Below are 18,380 nucleotides of genomic sequence, written 5' to 3' on the forward strand. Positions count from 1 at the left end.
AGCGAATGAAGCTAACTGACAAGATCGTCCGCGCGGCTTTGCCCGGCACCAAGATAACCGACGACGGTGAGCACGGCGGCGGCCGACTGGTGCTGTTCGTCTCCGCAACGGGCGCACGCACATGGCACATCCGCTCCCGCGCCAACGGCACCGACCGCACCCGGAAACTGGGCGAGTACCCGGCGATGGGTCTTGCCGCTGCCCGAGCCGCGGCCCGGTCGATGGCTGGAAAGGAGTTGGTGCGCACCGGCACGCTGCAAGACCTCCTCACTGCCTACCGCGAAAGCCTCGGTGAGCGGCCGACCGCCCGCGATGCGAAGATTGTTTTCAATCTGGCCTTTCCCGAAGGCGACCCGCTGCTGAAGCGCGAAGCATCGAGCATCACCACCGCCGAGGTGGCCGCGGTACTCCGCCGCCGTGCTGCGACGGGCATCACCACGTCGGTCAACCGCCTGCGCAGCCTGCTTCACGCCGCCTTCGCCCACGCTGCCAAGTACGACTACGACCCAAGAAAACCCGCTGGCACAGCGACCTTCAAAATCAGCCACAACCCCGTCACTGGCACGCCCCGGATTGCTGAATGGGAACGGGCCAACGACCGGGTAATGACCGATGCCGAGATTCAGGCGTTCTGGGCGAAAGCCTCCGCGGCCGGCCCGATCGGTGCCTTCTGGAAACTCATTCTGCTGACCGGCGCCCGAATGGAACAGCTGCGCACCGCCGACTTCGGCGAAGAGCTGATAAGCATCACCGACACGAAGGGCCGCGGCAGTCGGGCGAAGGTTTGCTTGTTGCCGGTGATCGTCGCCGACCTGACCGCCGCGGCCAAGATCGCCACCGAGACGGCAACCGAGAACAGCGTGCGAGGCGCCGGTCCACGACTGCTGCCGGAAGGCGTGAAACCCAGCGACATCCGCCGCACCGTCGAGACCCGGATGCAGGAGCTAGGCATCAGCCGCGATCTGCGCGGGGCGTTGCTGTCGCACGGCCAAACTGGCGTGCAGGCCAAGCACTACGAGCGTGCCGAACTGTTGCCGGAAAAGCGTGCAGCACTAAAGTTGTGGCATGCTGAAATATTGCGGGTAATTGGAGAAAATCATGGCAGCTAAATACAGCCGCCAGCACTGCGCGGAGATGGCCCTCCACTGGGTTGCATATCAGCTCGGGCGCTCTGGGTTGTCCACGCTTCCAACCTCGCGCAATGCTGCAGGGGCCGACCTATTTGTCTACGGCGATGATTGCGCCATAGCTATCGGCGTTCAAGTGAAAGGCAGACAAACACGCGGCGACGTCCCTCTCGGCCACGACTTGGGGAAAATCAAAGGCACGTTCTGGGTTATTGCGAGCAATGTAGGTTCAGACTCGCCGGTGTGCTATGTCCTGACCCCCGATGAGGTAAAGAGCCAAGCCATTCGCGACAACAACCCAAGCAAAGGCACCGGGAAGCATCACTACTGGTTGAAGCCTTCTGTATTCGAGCAGGAGCAGTATGTTGATGCGTGGGAGCGAATAACCCGAGCCATCAAGCTGCAGGCTGAGAAGGTCGTCGTATGACGCCCGAAGAGTTGAACCGCATCAATGCCGAGCACTTCGCCAAGCGGCAGAAGAAATTCGCCGAGCAGTGTGAGAATCACCCCGAGCAGTTGGTAGTCGCAGCGCGCCGCGCCACCAAGCTGGTGCTGGCCGGCCACTGTGGTGACGCGGACTTTCTGGAAGACACCAGCATCGAAGCGGTGATGGGAGCCGAGAGCCGCCGCCAAGCCGAGGTCGCCAGCAAGCAGCGAAAGAAGAAGGAAAAAACCACCCTGAGCGGCGAGTTCATCAAGCGAATGACGCTCGCGCGACGCGATGTCATGACTTTTCCCGAGTTCATCGAATCAGCTTTGATGGGCAGCATCGATGGCATCACTCTGAGTGTTCACGAGTCAGGCCGCTACTGCGTCGACGCCGATGCGGTCCTACGGCCGGAGGGCGCTCCACAGGAGCCGGAGAAGAAATCTAAAGAAACGCTCAAGGGGTGGTGGAAAGAGGCGGGGAAAATTATTTAGGGTGGAGTTAACCGGCTAATTCACCCTTAGGCCTTTCAATCGGTAACGCAAACCAATTCGGAGCGTTACCACATGAATGATTCCAACCGAGAAGCCCCCGGCATCACGCCGGTCTACGTCGATCAGAACCTTGTCGCGGCCTCGTTCGGCATATCGCTACAGACCCTTCGCAAGATGGCGCTCGTTGACCCGGCTTTCCCGAAGCCCGTGCGCATCTCCCACAAGAAGCGCGTTTTCCCATGGGTTGAGGTGAAGGCGTACTTCGACTCCCGCCAAGGTAACGTCGACCCGATCGCGCCCAGCCTGCGCGTTGCCGCGGCCGAAGCGAAAGCCGCCGCAGCCTGCCAATAAAAACGCCGCCACGGTCAGAGAAACCGGGCGGCGTCGGATGCAGCGTGCCTTGCGAGCGGTTCAATTTTCCTCTCTTTCAGCACGCCAGTCGACTACCCCCGTGACTCCTCACGCGGCAAGGAGGAAGGGTTATGTTGAAACTACCACCCAGCGATGTGATCCGCGGCTTCCTTGTGCGCCGACGTATTGCCGACGGTCAAGAGATACTGCGGTTCAGCCGTTTCGTCCAAGACTTCGCCTACGACCGCGGCTGCCGCCGCTACGTCGACCTGATCACACACTCATACATCCGCGGCAAAGACATTGATGAACTCATTGATCCGTTGCTTTGGCCGTTCCATCACACGGTAATGAAGCCGTCGCTGTGGCTCATGACGTTCGGCCCCCACGTGTCGGAAGCGGCCTTGAAGGTCAAGCCCAAACCCAGCCCCCTGCGACTCGCCCGTGATCGGGCTGACCTGCTGCTGGAACGCCACGGCGCGGTGAGCATGGATGAGTGTCCGGCGATCTGGAACTACAGACCGTACCGCGCATACGACATGTACGAGACACGCGGCCCCGACCGGCAGGTGTTCCTTGTGAAGAAGAAGACGAAGAAGAAGACGGCCCATGCGTTGATCCGGGCGCGGTTCGCCCTCGGTGAAGACGAGGTGATCTATGACTGGTGATCTTCAAAAATTCGTCGGGCTTCTGGAGAGCAAGCGCCCGGTCGGAGAAGCACGCCTGTTGACCTGCGCCTTCTCCGGCGCCCCGGCTGACCAATTGTCTTGGCCAAAGATCGCAATGGTTGAACGCAACGGCCGCTTGCTAGTGAGTGGCAGCCCCTACGAAAACCGCTACGTCACCGTGTCCGCCTTCAAGCGCAATCCGCTATACGGCACAGACCCAAAACAGCCCATGTGGGCCGCCCGTAAAGAGCTGTTTGTCTGCGGCATCGCGCTCATGGTTGACGACGTGGGCACCAAGATCGACTTCAAAACGATCAAGCTTCCACCCACTGTTGCCATCGAGACGTCCAAGGGCAACTTCCAGCTCTGGTATGTGTTTGAAGAGCCCTGTTGGGACCGGGCCAAGTTCAGCACCCTGATCGACAGCTTCATCCAGAAGTTTTGCCCAGCCGGGGAGGACGGGAAGAAGAAGGACACCGGGATGCGGAACGTCACTCGTGTCGGCCGGGTGCCTGATTCCATCAACATGAAGGCGACCGCCGAAAACTTCCAAGTGCGCATTGATGCCTTCAATCCTGAGCGGCTGTTTACCCCTGAGCGGCTTGCCCGGCTTTGGGGGCTGAACCTTTTACCCCCGGTGGAGCGAGTACGCCCGGTGGCGAGCACCGAAGAGCAGCGCCTGCTAGCAGCGGTGTACGAGCGGGTGATGTCCGTGATGATCGTGAAGGGCCCGGCCAACGCTGAAGAGTGGGTGCCGGTTGTGTGCCCTTGGATTGATGAGCACGCCGGAGGTTTGGGTGGAGGCTCACACATCCACCCGCCATGCAGAGAAAACGGTTGGCACGGCGGCTACAAGTGCCATCACGGGCATTGCATCGACAAGCAGTTCAAGCACGTGGAAGACCTCGTGCTTTCGGATGATCCGGTAATTCTTGCACAGGCCAACTCGGCCGGGAATGTTGCCGCCTTGGAGGCGCTGGGGTGGGAAGCCGTGCAGTTGATGTTGATGGCCGCTTGGGAGAAACGGAGATGAGCGATAACAAAAGTCAATTCGATACAGACCCCGATGAAGCCGTGGCGCAACTCACAGCTGAACAAACCATTGCCGCGGCTGGTGATGCGTTGAAAGAGGGAAGCGAACAGTTCAAGGCATTCGCACAGCAACGGGCGGCAGGCGAGGACATTGTGATCCGCGCCGGCGTTGAGATTGATCTAGGCGATGAGCGCCTTCAACTTGATGCGCGACGGGTGTGCGCTGAGTTCAACTTTAACGTGAACAAGGCGCTGATCGCCCCGGACAGAGGTTTGCCGACTGATCAGCTCGACACGCGGTTTTTCCCTGTTGAACCATTCCTGCCGCTGGTGGCGCGCACGATCATTGTGGCGCAGAACAACAAGTTGAGTGTTTTGGAGGTTGATGGGACGCTCAACCGGGGGCTCAGCGCCAAGGGTTATGCCGTGTGGCGTGATCGTTGCTTCGCGCTCGCGATACCGCCTGCGCTCAAGGCGGCCTTGTCCGGCGAAAATATTGAGCAGCGGATAGGCAATGCGATGAAGATGGCCAAGGATGCTATTCCGGCATCGCTGGAAACTCTGCGGCAGGTCGATGTAATTGCCTATGAGGTGGACGTTTTTGCCACGCATGCGTCGATGAAGCTGGCCGACCGAATAGCGCATGTGACGGTGCCGTTCAAGCCCTTCGTGGCGAAGGGCAAGCGCAATCCTGAGCTGGTGCAGACATTCATCACCGAGCACTTTGTCGAGTTTGACGACCTGCTGCGCTTCGTGGCCGCGAGCCGCTTCATGCCTACCCGGCGCGCCTGTTCAGTATGGCTTCACGCCGTGTCAGACTTTGGCAAGGGCTTGGTCGCGGCGGCGATGGCCAAGCTGGGGGCGACGGTGGAGGTCGGGCTGAATGAACTCGTACTGGCGATGGATGGCAAACCGAGCGGATTGATGCCTGGACCCTTCCTGCATGCTTGGATTGTGTTTGTTGATGAGTTCAAGGCGGCGATTGCCGAGCTGAAGCGCATGAACGATGTGATCACCTTCGCTTCCAAAGGCCAGCCGCGCACCACGGTGCCGATCTACACGAAGTTGTTTGCCAGCGCTGAAGAAGTTCAATCGCTGACCGGCAACGGCATCGAGAAACAGTTTGATGCGCGCTTTTGCGTCCTGCGGCCGAAGCATTCGGAGACTCCGATTCTGGGTTACGAGTGGTACAAGGCCGCGGGTGATGACGCCATGCGGCAGGCACTGGAGCATCACATTGCCGAGGTCTTCAATGCTGAAGTCGAGCGCTACCGCGCAATGGGCAAAGACGCGGCCCCGGTCGCGGCAAAGAAGGTGGTGGCTGAATTCCGCAAGGGGCGCTTGCTGTCGGATCACTACGAAAGCTTGAGTGCTGTTGTCGATGACGTCGCTGAAGGGCTGCGCGACCTGCTGCGCGATTACTGCACCAAGCATGGCAACGAAGCGTGGCGGCGGTCGGTGGGTCCGGGGGTGCTGCGCATCCTCGAAACGCATGTCTCGGTCGTGACGTCCGGATACGACGCTGAGCGGGGGCAGCCAGCGGTGTTCATTTCGCAGCGAGGTCGCACGAAGTTGATCAAGGACTACCTGAACGAAACAAGCGAGAAGTCGGCGGCCGGGAAAATCAGCTACAAGGTCGGAGACATCCTCGACCGACTGAAGCACCCGCGGACGGATGAACAGGGGCGGGTGCGCTTCGTTGCGCCCGATGCGCGCGGGTATAAGCGCACCCGAGGATTGCTGGTGGTCTTTGGGAAGCCGATGGCGGTCGGAAAGGACGTTGGGCCGATACCTGAGCTCGCGGAGGACGACCCTCCGATGGGGCTGTTTTAAGGAGCGGCTCAGCCGCGGGGGTGTGCTTTGGCCACCTTCCCGGCCGGAAACCGTCCCGGGGGACCATCACGGGACGTGAGTTTCAGAAAATCCGTCCCGTCCGCGGGTGTTGATTTAGAGCCTTCCGAGTCTCTTTGGGACGGATGGGACTATCTTTTTTATATACTTAGAAAGAAAAGAAAAAAGAAGATAAAAAGAGAGCAGGAAAAACACGGGCGGCAGCAGTAAGCGTTTTTCGCCGTCCCATCCGTCCCATCACCCCTCGCGGCCAAGCGGGGCATGGGTTACGGGCGGACCGGCCGAAAGCTCCACGGGACGAAACGGGGCGAAACGGGACGCCGAACCCACCTCGCGGCCGGATCGCCGCCACCACCAACGAGGAAAACAGCATGACCGACGAAGAAGCCGGCCTTGCTTTTGACGCAGCCGTGACCGCCCACCGCGAGATGTTTGGCTTTTGTGATGGCCCACCTTATGGTGTTCCCCTCTGCTATTGGGTCGAGGCGCTTCAGGAGGCCGTCGCGACCGGCAAGCCAGCCTCCCACTCGCGCTTCTGGCCGACCGGCCCCAACGATCTGGCATGACCCCTGGCCTACGGTTGTGCAGGGTGGACGATCGCCCCCGACCCTAGGCCGAGACCAACCCATTTGCATTCGATCTACCCAGCATGCTTTGTAACTATTCTCGGTATAGAACGGCCAGTAGCTGACCTTCAAGGTATCTACAAAATCAGTAGCGATTCAGATCAGACGGTGACAGACGCCATCGCGTGCCACACTCCCGACGACATTGCCGGGTGTCACTACGACGGAGGACACACGATTTGGCAGAAAATTTTTGCCTCAATGTTTCTTGCTATTCCTGTGGCAATACGCCAGCGGACATGCTACCAATTAGACTTCGCCGGAAGATTCGGATAAACGCTATCTCGCAGCATTTTTACGCATCGCCGCAAGCATCAACGAAAGGTCTAATTTGTGGCATGAAAAAATAGCAATATAGATGGGTGATTTGGCTGTGCTACCACAACTATCAAGGACTGAAGTATGGAAACAGAAATTGCTTCCGAAAACAGCGGCGAAATCACCGCCCCCTGTGAAAGCGATCCACTCCATCTTACGTTAGACTTATTATTGTCAGAGATACAAAACAACAAGGCACTGCTTAAAGATAATACATTTCGGAAAAAACTAAACATCCTATTCAAAGAATCAACCTCCAAAAATCTTATAACCTTAGACAGTAAAGACCCCCTTGAGCTATTAGCATTTCCAATTGACATCGATGCAGTATTGCAACACTTAAATCAAGATATGCGCGACGATTGGTTCGTTGACGTACTACAACACCAAGACTTGTTTTCTAATAAGCCGCAACTGCACGACACGTTAAAGTCTCTCTTGCTTGAAGAAAATGGGCGTTACTTAGGCTGTGAAAGACAGGCGTACGACATCCCTAAAAAAGGTCTAGGAATTCGTTATTCATTAGAAACGGATTTCTATGATCGTTTTATATATCAAGCAATATGCTCTTATTTGATGCCATTTTATGATCCACTACTATCCCACCGGGTGCTAGGTCATCGGTACAACAAAAAGCGAGCCTCCGAGAAATACATATTCAAAAGCAGAATCGACTTATGGAAAACCTTCGAAGGCGTAACAAAAACAGCACTTTCTAACGATCAATCGCTGCTAGCCACTGACCTAATCAACTATTTCGAGAACATTTCCCTAACGGCCATAAGTACAGCATTTGAAACGATGCTTGAACAAGTGAAAGCATCAGGGCCGGAAAAGACTTTAATTCGAAATGCAATACATACGCTCTGTACTCTTCTGACAAGATGGGGATACAACGAGAGGCATGGCCTCCCTCAAAATAGAGATGCCTCTTCCTTCATTGCCAACATAGTACTCAACTCAGTTGACCAGAACATGGTGGCTTTGGGATACGATTACTATCGGTATGTGGATGACATCAGGATAATTTGCTCTTCACCGCGAACAGCCAAAAAAGCGCTTACAGATTTAATAAATCAGCTTCGAAAACTCGGAATGAATATTAACTCAGGAAAAACCGCGATCCTTACAAAGGATACTCCAGACTCCGAAATCGCCGAATACTTTCCGACTACCGACGATAGAACACTTACAATCGACAGCATGTGGCGCTCCAGAAGCAGGAGAGTTATAGCTCGATCGGCAAAGTACATATATCAGTTGCTGAAAGACTGCATAGACAACAAGCAAACTCAGTCACGACAGTTTCGGTTTGCGGTAAACCGTCTAATTCAACTAGGCGAAGCGAAGATCTTTGATATCCATACAGAGATTTCAGATGATCTTAAACTGCTAGTAATAGAAACTTTAGAAGACCACGCTGCCTCTACAGACCAGTACTGCCGCCTTCTTTCAGCCCTAAACTTAACAGAAGATGACTACGGAAAAATCACTCAATACTTGATGGATGATGAGAAATCCATTCACTCCTGGCAAAATTTTCATCTTTGGTTATTGCTCGCAAAGAACCGCTACAAAAGTGAAAAAATTCTTCAGTACGCATCCGCCAAAATACAGACGGATGTTCTTCAAGCAGAGGCATCCGCGATCTTCATATACCTCCGCTGCATTGATGAAAGCGCTGCATTAATTCCAGTCATCCCGGAATTCAAAAGTACATGGCCCTTTTACCATCAAAGAAATTTTTTGCTTGCCACTAGCGAATTAGGCAAAGAAGACTTACGCCCTTTAATATCAGAGTTAAAAACAAAGATAAAAGGTACTGCTACCCGAGCAAGATCTCATTTCAAAGACGGACGTCCTCTTACAGAGCGCGAATCAAGAAGCCCTATGGAACTTTACGAAGAGATAAGCCCATATGACTAAAAAGGCTCTCATCTTCATCAGGGACTACACGGACCAAGGAAAAGATAGATTTTTTCTTTGGTCTGACAAAGTTCTAAAAGAAGCATCTGCTGAAGACATTTCCTCTCAAACAGAAGAGCTGGTTTGCCATGATTACTGGCTTATAGCCCCAACAATTTTCAGACTAACTGGAAGGCTGCCAAAACTAATTACAGACGTCGAAGAGCTAAGAATTTCTATCTCCGGAAAGAGATCCGAGAGAGAGAAAAAAGAAAAGATAGATATCACCAATTCGCTTCAAAACCTTGTAGCCAAAGAGACCATACAAAAATATCTCGCGATATTTAACAGGAAAGAAGTAATCTGCGAAGAAACTCTTTCCGTATTTGCCGATGCTCTCGTATTGTATTCTAACCAAGTTGAAACTGAAGCAAAACACGAGCAGGAATGGGACAGACTAGTCCAAATAGAACAGCCTGTCGCGCGCTACCTGATAGGTTCTGCTGCGGCTGGAATAAATATAAGCACGGAAGTGCTCAGAGGTCATAAGGATAAAATAGAATTCGATTTTTACATGGCCCTAAAGCAATTTTCGTCCAAATACAGTGTTCCTCTAGAAGTTCCAACGGATGAAGATATCGTGGAATACTTGGAGCCTCACGGCTTTGATTTTTCTGGCGTAAACGTAGATTACGTTCTCAATTTCGTCCCAATGCAGGACGAATACGCTGACGACTTACTCAATCTAAGAAAAATTCAAAAATCCAGAATGGTATTAGCGGCAATACCGCTGAGCCAAAAAAAAATCTTCCCAATAGTAGATTCATTCGGTTCGATTACCTCGCGCATATACTTCAAAGACCCATCATTGCAAAATCTTGCTAAACAGCATCGAGACATACTCATTCCAGATGAAGGAAAACTCTTCTCCTACGTCGATTACGAGCAGTACGAGGCCGGAATAATGGCCGCGCTATCCGGCGACCCATTACTTACGAAACTCTATGCGGAAGGTGATCTCTATCAAATAGCGGCTGACTCTATTTTCCGGGATGTAACAAAGCGAAAAGAGGCGAAACGACTATTCCTATCTTACGCGTATGGAATGAGGCACCGTGACTTAATTGATGCGGCGTACGGGTACGGCGCAGACAGACAAAATGCAAAAGTTTTTTTTAAGCAATTTGCCGAATTTGAGGATTGGAAATCCAGGGTTTATACCCAGTTTGAAACAGAGGGCAAAATTGGAACTGCTCTTGGCAACCATATTAAACGAGAGCGAACGGGAACTCTAAGTGAGAAGGAGAAGAGATCTTCAATCAGCCAGCAAGTCCAAGGAACCGCGTCACTTATCTTTAAAAAGGCTTTAATTGCGATGAGCGCCGATCCACGAGTCGAGCTAAAAGTGCCAATGCACGATGCCGTGCTTTTTCAGCACCAGGCAGGTTTTGACCCGCAAGTCGTAGTCAATATTTTTGCAGAGGCTATGTCCAACCACTTTGAACACAAGGTGATAGGAAAAGCATCGTTGGCGCCGTTTAGTCCTCCTCCTGAAGCAGTCCAATTGCCTAGCGATTGAAAATAACTAAGCCTATGCTGGCCCCGAGTTCTTTTGTGGTGCCAACGATCGACCGTTTCTCGTTATTAGCGATGTGAATCGCCCCGAGTTCGTAGGCACTTCTGGTGGTCCGCTCTTGGCCGATCTCTGCCCTTCATGAAGGGCAGCAATGGGTCGTGCTCTGCCGGTCACGGCCACAAAGCGTACTAGTCAAATCCAATGCAAATGACTGCTCAGAATGAATGCTGATGGGTGGGCAAGTGGAGCGCAATTTCGCAATCGCCCCCAACCCTAGGTCACGTCGTGGAGACAAATAGCGCCCAGCCGCGGGCCGCGGCCCTTGGTTTGCCGCACAAGAGAAAACTGTCGACTGCACCCCACCCGTTGCAAATACTTGAATCAACGCGAGTCTGCGCGAATCAAGGAATCACGCCATGACCGGGCGCATAACAGGATCGAAGAACACAAAGCCGTCGAAGGCAGACGTACGTCGCCACATTGAGGCACTCCGCGAGCTGGCCGAAGCCGGCGACATCGCGGCCCGAGTCGCGCTGATCGAGCTATCGGTCAAGCTGCTCGCGGAGAAGAAGAATGACCGCCGCTAAGAGCAAGCCAGCCCCAGACCTCATCCGCCAGCGCGCGGCCGGGATGGGTGCCGACATGCTCGACGTCTTGGAGGCCATGGCCCGAGCCGGCGACGTTCAAGCCGCCAAAGCTATCCTCAACAAGTCGACCCCCGACCTCAAGCCGGCCGCGGCCATGGTGACCTTCCCGCTGCCTAAGGGACAAGACCTCACCGCGGCAAGCTGGGCCATCCTCAGGGCCGTCAGCGGGAGCAAGCTGCCCCCGGATATTGGCGCCTCACTGATCGCATCACTCGCCCAGATCGCCCGCATCACTGAAGTCTCCGAGTTTGAAAAGCGCCTCACCGCGCTTGAGGAGCAGCAACCATGAAGATCGTCCGCCTACGGGCACTTGAGAAACGGCGCGGCCCACCGAAGCTGACCGCCCTCCAGCAACGCATTTTCGACGAGGCCGCGCGGCTCATCCGCCTCGGTCACTCACGCCAACAGGCCATCGACGCCGCCTTGGACCAGGAGTTTTAAGCATGAAAGAGCAAAAGCAATACGACGCCGCGGCCGGTAAGGTGGCCGACCTCGAAGCGCAGCTAGCTGAGGCCCGCGACAAGGCCAATGATCACGTCCGCCTTCTGGAGAAGGTCGAATCATTCAAGGCGCAAGGGGCCGCGGCCGGCGCGGCTGCGATCGCCGCGGGCATGACCCTCGGTGATTCGAGTGAGTGGCTGCAAGCGAGAAAGGCACTCAACACGGCCCAAGAATCACTTGCCGATTCCGAAGTCACCGCCGCGGCTTACATGGCGCGGATCGACGACCTAAACGACCAGCTCCACGACGCCCAACTGGAGGTCAAGGACGCCGCCAAGGCACTCACCGAAGCCCAGCACGACGAAGCCTGCAAGGTCGAGGAATCGGCCGCCCAAGCCTTCCTCGCGGCTGGAGATGAGTTTTACGCCGCACATTGCGCATTGGCTGTGGCAATCGACGCTCGCATCAAGCTGCGCAACAAGATCGTCGGCCTGCCCGAGTGGACTGGCGGCGGCTATCCCGTTGATGTCTATCTGATGGCCCCCGCGGGCGCAACATTCACACGCGAACAGCTCACACGCCGGCCGCCCAACAAGTTGAAGGGGGTCGCATGAAACAGTCAATTGAAGAGCGGGTGAAGGCGATTCTGGCAGCCGTCGAAGGGCTTGTGCAGCGCCGATTGCCAAAGGCTGAAGATGAATTTGATCCGATGGATGCGCCGGGACAATACAAGAGCCGCGACACGGGGGCATTGAACGGCCGGGCCGCTGCCCTAGCCCGGATCGCCGCCGACCACAAACGCATCGAAGAGATCAATGCCCAGTTACCCTCACGCTGACTCCGCAACAGCGTGAGGCTGCAAAAGCCCGCGGCTGGGTCGCGTTTTCGTCTTTCGTGATTCAGTCAGTAGGCTTTTCGATACCCTCGGTCTTGCTCAGCTGGGGGTATTTTTTGGGCGTTGAAAACCCCATTCGGGGTGTCAAGCGGGGTGTAGCCAGCCTTTCGGGGAAGACCCGAAAGGCTGAAACCCTTGAGATAGATGGTGGGCCCACACGGACTTGAACCGTGGACCAAAGGATTATGAGTCCTCTGCTCTAACCAACTGAGCTATAGGCCCTCAGTAGGACGCGGATTATAGCGATGGTTTCGCGGCTGTGCCATCCGAAAAAGTGGTTAGGGTTGTACGAAGAAATGTCGCGGCGAATTCGTCGGGTGCAAGGGGTGGGCTGACGATGTAGCCCTGGATTTGTTCGCAGCCTTCGCTGGCGAGGAATTGCTGCTGTGCCTGGGTCTCGACACCCTCGGCTATCACGGTGAATTGCATGCTGCGTCCGAGTGCGATGATGGCGCGCACTATGGCCGCGTCGTGGGGGTCGTCCGGCAGGCCGCGGACGAACGACTGGTCGATCTTGAGGAAGTCCAGCGGCAGGCGTTTGAGGTAACTCAGGGAGGAGTAACCGGTGCCGAAGTCGTCGATGGCCAGTTGCACGCCCAGATACTTGAGTTGATGTAACACCGCCAGTGCCTCTTCGGCCTGGCTCATGATGAAGTTTTCAGTAATCTCCAGTTGCAGAAGTTCGGGGCGCAGGTCGTTGTCCTTGAGCAGTTGCTCTATCCGGCCCAGCAGGTTCGGCTGCCGTAGTTGAGCGCCGGCGAGGTTTACCGACAGTGAGCCCAGGCCTTCGTACTTCTGGCTCCATTCGTGCATCTGGCGGCAGGCGGTTTCGAGTACCCAGTCGCCGATCTGCAGGATCATGCCGTTTTCTTCGGCGAGCGGAATGAAGTGTTCTCGCGGTACGTCGCCAAAGGTCGGGTGGCGCCAGCGGATCAGTGCTTCGGCGCCTACCAGGTGATAGCTGTCGAGGCTGATCTTCGGTTGATAGTGCAGGTGCAATTCGTTGCGTTCGATAGCGCGTCGCAGTTCGTGCTCAAGCGCCACGCGTTCGCTGGCCTGGGCGGTGAGGTCACGGGTATAGCTTTCAACGCGGTTGCGCCCCTTGGCTTTGGAGCGATACATCGCTGCGTCGGCGTTTTTGATCAGTGTGGCGACGTCGCAGCCATCTCTGGGATAGAGGCTGGTGCCTATGCTGGCGCTGATGAAAAACTCGTGTTCGCCGGCCTGGAACGGCGCACCGAAGCAGTTGAGCAGCTTGCTGGCGATGGAGTCGGCATCGCCGGGTTGCAGCAAGCCGGGCAGCAGGATGATGAACTCGTCGCCACCCAGGCGTGCCACGGTATCGATGTCGCGCAGCTGTTCTTTGAGGCGCACGGCAATGCCTTTGAGCAGCAGATCGCCGACCGGGTGGCCGAGGCTGTCGTTGATATGCTTGAAACGGTCCAGATCGAGGAACAACACCGCGCCTTGCCCACCGTTTTCCTGCTGGGTGTTGAGCGCGGTCAGCAGCCGGTTTTCGAACAGGGTGCGGTTCGGCAGGCCGGTCAGCGGGTCGTGGTGCGCCTGATAATCGAGTTTGGCCTGGGCGTGTTTGAGGCTGGAGATATCGGCGAATACCGCGACGAAGTGGGTGATGAACTCGTCTCGGTTGCGCACGGCACTGATGGTCAGCCAGCTCGGATAGAGCTCGCCATTCTTGCGCCGGTTGGAGATCTCGCCTTGCCAGTGCCCCTCGGCGGTCAGTTGATGCCACATGGCTGCGTAAAACGCGCTGTCATGCAGTCCCGAGGCGAGCAGGCGCGGCGTGTGGCCCAAGGCTTCGCTCTCGCTATAGCCGGTAATTTCCGTAAACGCGCGATTGACCGCGCTGATGTGTTGTTGGGTGTCGGTGATCAATACGCCTTCGGCCGTACTCTCGAACACGGTAGCGGCCTGTTGCAGTTTTTCCTGCATCAGGTGGCGCTCGGTGATGTCCCGGGCGATGGTCAGCATGCAGTCATCGTTGCCAATCGGTAGCGGACGACTCGATACCTCGCAGAGACGGATCTGCCCGTCGCTGCGGCGGATGTGGCAGCTGAAGTCGCGGACGAAGCCGTCCCGGTGCAGCAGGTCGAGCATCTGTTTGCGTTCGTTGAGGTTGACCCAGATCCCGAGTTCCAGCACCGAGCGATCCACCGACATTGCGCTATTGAACCCGGTGATGCGACTGAAGCCTTCGTTGACCTCCAGCAACAGTCCATCGCTTTGCCGGGACAGCAGCAAGCCGTCGGGGGAAGCGTGGAAAGCCTTGGCGAACTTTTCTTCGGAGGTTTGCAGTTGCTGCTGGGTTTCCTTGAGTTGCGTGATGTCCCGAACCACCACCACCAACGCGGGAGTCGTGTCGAGGTCGAAAGGTTCGGCGGAAATCAGGCCGGTAAACACCTGGCCGTTGCTGCGACGGAAGGGCATCTCCAGGTTGCGGATGCTGCCGGCCTGTAAACGCTGCAACAAGCCCGGTCCCACGCCGGGTATGCCCCAGATATTCAGGTCCGTGGCAGTCTGGCCGATGACGTCTTCGGCGCGCAGGCCGATCTGTTCTTCGAACGCCTCGTTGACTTCCAGAAGGCAGCCGTCGGACAGGCGGGCGATCACCAGAATGTCCGGGCATTGCTGGAACACCGAGGCAAACTTCTGCTCCGACAGACGCAAGGCTTCTTCGGTACGCTTGGCTTCGGTGATGTCGATCATCAGCCCGCGCATAACCGGTTCATGTCCGTGTTCGATCAGGCTGACGATGTCGCGCACCCATATGCAACGGCCGTCGGCGGTGATGACCCGGTAATCGAGACTGTGATCGCGTCCGGCAAGTACTTCGTGATCGCAATAGGTCTGGGCGCGGGTCAGATCGGCCGGGTGGATGATGTTGCGCCAGAAGCCCGGAATCAGCCAATGCGACAGGGGGTAGCCGAGAAGATCTTCGGCGTGAGGCGACACGTAGCTGTAGGTGAAATCGTCGATCTTCGCTTCCCAGGCGATGGCTGACAGGCTCTCTACCAGGCCGCGGTAGTGGTATTCGCTACTGCGCAGCTCCTGTTCAAGGTCGACACGGCGGGCGATTTCTGAACTCAAGCGGCGGTTAATGCGGATGACTACCGCCAGGACAATGGACAGCAGCAACAGTCCGGGTATTCCGAACACCAGCAGATTGTTCCAGAAAGTCCGATGATCGAGGACGTTGCCGATCCAATGCTCCTGAATCGAGCTGATTTCATCCGGGCTCATGTCGGCCAGTACTTTGTCGAGAATACCGGCCAGAATTTTGCTGTCCCGGGGGACTCCCATGGCCAGCTGATAGCGATAGGGTGTTTCACCGCTGACGTATAGCCCGTCCAGTTTGAGTTGGCGCAGGCTCCAGACGCTGGAGGCCAGGTCGCCCACCACGGCATCCACTTCATCGGTTGCCAGCGCCTGTAATGCCGAGCTGACGTTGGGCATGCCTACCAGATTGAGGTCGGGGTTATGGGTGCGTAGCAGTTCGTGGGGGGCATAGTTCTCCACCACGGCGACTTTCAGCCCGTACAGGTCTTTTAGCTTGCGTGGCTGTGGGCCTCCGGCGTGAGCCAGGATAACAATCGGAAAGTCCAGGTAGGGGCGGGTGAAGGACAAATACGTCTGGCGTTCCGGAGTCGACATGACGCCTGGCAGCAGGTCGATTTTTCCTCGTTTGGCCTGGTCCAGGACAACTGTCCAGCTGGCGGGCTCGACGGGGGTGAGCTTGATGGCCAGCCTCTGCCGAATCACATCGATATAGTCCGCGGCGAGCCCCTGGTAATGGCCATGATCGTCGCGAAATTCAAAGGGTGGCCAGGACGCATCGACACCCAGGCGCAAGTCCGGATGAGCTGCCAGCCAGCCACGTTCTTCATCAGTCAGTGTCAGCGCGCCAGCCGTTGCGGTCCACGTCATCAGCGACAGCAAAAAAAGCACGGTCGGCAGTCTGGGCATAACGGTCTCGTTATGGCACGGAGGAATGCTTCGAGTGTAGACGGGCTACAAGGTGCAAGGGGAGGTCTTTGGGGGATAAATCTGCACAAAACAAAACCCCCGGCCTGGGCCGGGGGTTCTGGTATCACTCGTCGAGGAAGGAGCGCAGATGCTCGCTTCTCGTCGGGTGGCGCAGCTTGCGCAGCGCCTTGGCTTCGATCTGACGAATCCGTTCACGGGTCACGTCGAACTGTTTACCAACCTCTTCGAGAGTGTGGTCGGTATTCATGTCGATACCGAAGCGCATGCGCAGTACCTTGGCTTCACGGGCAGTGAGGCCGGACAGGACTTCGCGAGTCGCCTCTTTAAGGCTCTCAACAGTGGCAACATCGATTGGCGACTGCATCGTCGAGTCTTCGATGAAGTCACCCAGATGGGAGTCTTCGTCATCACCGATCGGGGTTTCCATGGAGATCGGCTCTTTAGCGATCTTCAATACCTTGCGGATCTTGTCCTCAGGCATTTCCATGCGTTCGCCCAGCTCTTCCGGGGTCGGTTCGCGACCCATTTCCTGCAACATCTGGCGGGAAATACGGTTGAGCTTGTTGATCGTCTCGATCATGTGCACCGGAATACGGATGGTGCGGGCCTGGTCGGCAATCGAGCGAGTGATCGCCTGACGGATCCACCAGGTGGCATAGGTCGAGAATTTGTAGCCGCGGCGGTATTCGAACTTGTCTACCGCTTTCATCAAGCCAATGTTGCCTTCCTGGATCAGGTCGAGGAATTGCAGGCCACGGTTGGTGTACTTCTTGGCGATGGAGATCACCAGACGCAAGTTCGCTTCAACCATTTCTTTCTTCGCGCGGCGGGCCTTGGCCTCACCGATCGACATGCGACGGTTGATGTCCTTGATCTCGGCGATGGTCAAACCGGTTTCGGTTTCCAGCGCGGTCAGCTTCTGCTGGCAACGGATGATATCCGGCTGCAGACGGCCAATGGCTTCAGCGTATTTGCTTTTGCCTTTGGCCAGGGCGTCGCTCCAGCTTTCGTCGACTTCGTTGCCCGGGAACTGGCGCAGGAAATCGGCGCGCGGCATACGTGCATCACGTACGCAAAGCTGCATGATCGCGCGCTCTTGCTGACGCAGGCGATCCAGGGCGCTACGAACACGCTCGACCAAGCCTTCGAATTGCTTCGGCACCAGCTTGATCGGCATGAACAGCTCAGCCAGGGCCAACAGCTCGGCAATGGTTGCCTTGTTGTTGCGACCGTGCTTTTTCAGCGCCTTGCGGGTGATTTCCATTTGATCGGCAACAGCACCAAAGCGCTGTGCAGCGATAACCGGATCCGGACCGCTTTCGGCTTCTTCCTCGTCATCCGAGGCTTCTGCGTCATCGTCGTCGGACTCGTCGTCGGCCTTGGCGGCTTTCGCATCGATCGGCGGCGGCACTTCTGCTGCAGGCGGCGCAATACCGTCGTCCGGGTCGATATAACCGCTCAGGACGTCGGACAGGCGACCACCTTCGGTGGTGACGCGGGTGTACTCGGAGAGAATATGGTCGACCGTGCCAGGGAAGTGCGCGATTGCGCTCATCACTTCACGGATGCCCTCTTCAATACGTTTGGCGATTTCGATTTCGCCTTCACGCGTGAGGAGTTCGACCGTACCCATTTCGCGCATGTACATGCGCACCGGGTCGGTAGTACGACCAATGTCGGTCTCGACCGCCGCCAATGCAGCGGCAGCCTCTTCGGCTGCGGCTTCGTCGGTATCGGCGTCGGCCAGCATAAGGGAATCCTTATCTGGCGCAACCTCGAATACGTTGATCCCCATGTCATTGATCATGCGGATGATGTCTTCCACCTGTTCCGGATCTGAAATATCCTCCGGCAGGTGGTCGTTGACCTCCGCGTAAGTCAGGTAGCCCTGCTCACGACCAAGTGTGATCAACTCTTTGATACGAGACTGCTGTTGCGCTTTTCCGGACATAACACCCTATCCACTGAAGGTCTTGGCGGGCAAAAAACAAGCCGAGGATTATACCTGAGCTATGAC

The 18,380-nt window shown here is 56.3% G+C and carries 17 protein-coding genes and 1 tRNA gene; 15 read left to right on the forward strand and 3 right to left on the reverse strand.

The genetic code is table 11. The features are described 5' to 3' along the window. The first annotated feature begins 5 nt into the window (after positions 1-5). The 15 genes from KW839_RS06110 to KW839_RS06180 all read left to right on the forward strand — a co-directional run bounded on the left by KW839_RS06110 (position 6) and on the right by KW839_RS06180 (position 12,301). Positions 6-1,109 (forward strand): integrase family protein, encoded by a 1,104-nt coding sequence (locus tag KW839_RS06110; protein ID WP_218423720.1) that lies wholly within the window; start codon positions 6-8, stop codon positions 1,107-1,109. Further along, entirely contained in the window at positions 1,099-1,554 is a 456-nt protein-coding gene (locus KW839_RS06115; RefSeq protein ID WP_218423721.1) for a hypothetical protein, read from the forward strand. The genes KW839_RS06110 and KW839_RS06115 overlap by 11 nt, the downstream gene beginning before the upstream one ends. Further along, positions 1,551-2,048: a hypothetical protein gene (locus KW839_RS06120; RefSeq protein ID WP_218423722.1), complete on the forward strand. Its 498-nt coding sequence runs from the start codon at positions 1,551-1,553 to the stop codon at positions 2,046-2,048. The genes KW839_RS06115 and KW839_RS06120 overlap by 4 nt, the downstream gene beginning before the upstream one ends. Before the next feature lie 72 nt (positions 2,049-2,120). Continuing rightward, entirely contained in the window at positions 2,121-2,399 is a 279-nt protein-coding gene (locus KW839_RS06125; RefSeq protein WP_218423723.1) for an AlpA family transcriptional regulator, read from the forward strand. A 131-nt stretch (positions 2,400-2,530) separates the two neighbouring features. After that, positions 2,531-3,067 carry a hypothetical protein gene (locus KW839_RS06130; RefSeq protein ID WP_218423724.1) on the forward strand — a complete coding sequence of 179 codons (537 nt, stop codon included), beginning with the start codon at positions 2,531-2,533 and terminating at the stop codon, positions 3,065-3,067. Then, entirely contained in the window at positions 3,057-4,100 is a 1,044-nt protein-coding gene (locus tag KW839_RS06135; protein ID WP_218423725.1) for a DNA-primase RepB domain-containing protein, read from the forward strand. The genes KW839_RS06130 and KW839_RS06135 overlap by 11 nt, the downstream gene beginning before the upstream one ends. Then, the gene (locus KW839_RS06140; RefSeq protein WP_218423726.1) at positions 4,097-5,932 is read left to right on the forward strand and encodes a hypothetical protein; all 1,836 of its coding nucleotides are present in this window, start codon (positions 4,097-4,099) and stop codon (positions 5,930-5,932) included. Before KW839_RS06135 ends, KW839_RS06140 begins: the two co-directional genes overlap by 4 nt. A gap of 389 nt (positions 5,933-6,321) precedes the next feature. Then, on the forward strand, positions 6,322-6,516 hold the full coding sequence (locus KW839_RS06145; protein WP_218423727.1) for a hypothetical protein: 195 nt from the start codon (positions 6,322-6,324) through the stop codon (positions 6,514-6,516). 462 nt (positions 6,517-6,978) lie between these two features. Further along, entirely contained in the window at positions 6,979-8,820 is a 1,842-nt protein-coding gene (locus KW839_RS06150) for an RNA-directed DNA polymerase (RefSeq protein ID WP_218423728.1), read from the forward strand. Next, a complete protein-coding gene (locus KW839_RS27560; RefSeq protein ID WP_256352517.1) occupies positions 8,813-10,378 on the forward strand; it encodes a DNA polymerase in 1,566 nt (521 codons plus the stop codon). The genes KW839_RS06150 and KW839_RS27560 overlap by 8 nt, the downstream gene beginning before the upstream one ends. Positions 10,379-10,791: 413 nt before the next feature. Beyond that, positions 10,792-10,962, forward strand: a complete 171-nt coding sequence (locus KW839_RS06160; RefSeq protein WP_218423729.1) for a hypothetical protein — start codon at positions 10,792-10,794, stop codon at positions 10,960-10,962. Next, positions 10,949-11,311, forward strand: a complete 363-nt coding sequence (locus KW839_RS06165) for a hypothetical protein (protein ID WP_218423730.1) — start codon at positions 10,949-10,951, stop codon at positions 11,309-11,311. Before KW839_RS06160 ends, KW839_RS06165 begins: the two co-directional genes overlap by 14 nt. Then, a complete protein-coding gene (locus tag KW839_RS06170; RefSeq protein WP_218423731.1) occupies positions 11,308-11,463 on the forward strand; it encodes a hypothetical protein in 156 nt (51 codons plus the stop codon). The genes KW839_RS06165 and KW839_RS06170 overlap by 4 nt, the downstream gene beginning before the upstream one ends. 2 nt (positions 11,464-11,465) lie before the next feature. Next, positions 11,466-12,077: a hypothetical protein gene (locus tag KW839_RS06175; RefSeq protein ID WP_218423732.1), complete on the forward strand. Its 612-nt coding sequence runs from the start codon at positions 11,466-11,468 to the stop codon at positions 12,075-12,077. Continuing rightward, positions 12,074-12,301 carry a hypothetical protein gene (locus tag KW839_RS06180; RefSeq protein ID WP_218423733.1) on the forward strand — a complete coding sequence of 76 codons (228 nt, stop codon included), beginning with the start codon at positions 12,074-12,076 and terminating at the stop codon, positions 12,299-12,301. Before KW839_RS06175 ends, KW839_RS06180 begins: the two co-directional genes overlap by 4 nt. A gap of 202 nt (positions 12,302-12,503) precedes the next feature. Here the strand turns inward: KW839_RS06180 and KW839_RS06185 are convergent. The 3 genes from KW839_RS06185 to rpoD form a co-directional block, all read right to left on the reverse strand. Then, positions 12,504-12,580 (reverse strand) — tRNA-Ile (locus KW839_RS06185). A 15-nt stretch (positions 12,581-12,595) separates the two neighbouring features. After that, the gene (locus KW839_RS06190) at positions 12,596-16,342 is read right to left on the reverse strand and encodes an EAL domain-containing protein (RefSeq protein WP_218423734.1); all 3,747 of its coding nucleotides are present in this window, start codon (positions 16,340-16,342) and stop codon (positions 12,596-12,598) included. A 124-nt stretch (positions 16,343-16,466) separates the two neighbouring features. Beyond that, positions 16,467-18,314: an RNA polymerase sigma factor RpoD gene (gene rpoD, locus KW839_RS06195; RefSeq protein WP_060541642.1), complete on the reverse strand. Its 1,848-nt coding sequence runs from the start codon at positions 18,312-18,314 to the stop codon at positions 16,467-16,469. Positions 18,315-18,380: the final 66 nt, after the last annotated feature.

It is taken from the genome of Pseudomonas sp. PDM31, assembly GCF_019218965.1.
Lineage (GTDB): Bacteria > Pseudomonadota > Gammaproteobacteria > Pseudomonadales > Pseudomonadaceae > Aquipseudomonas.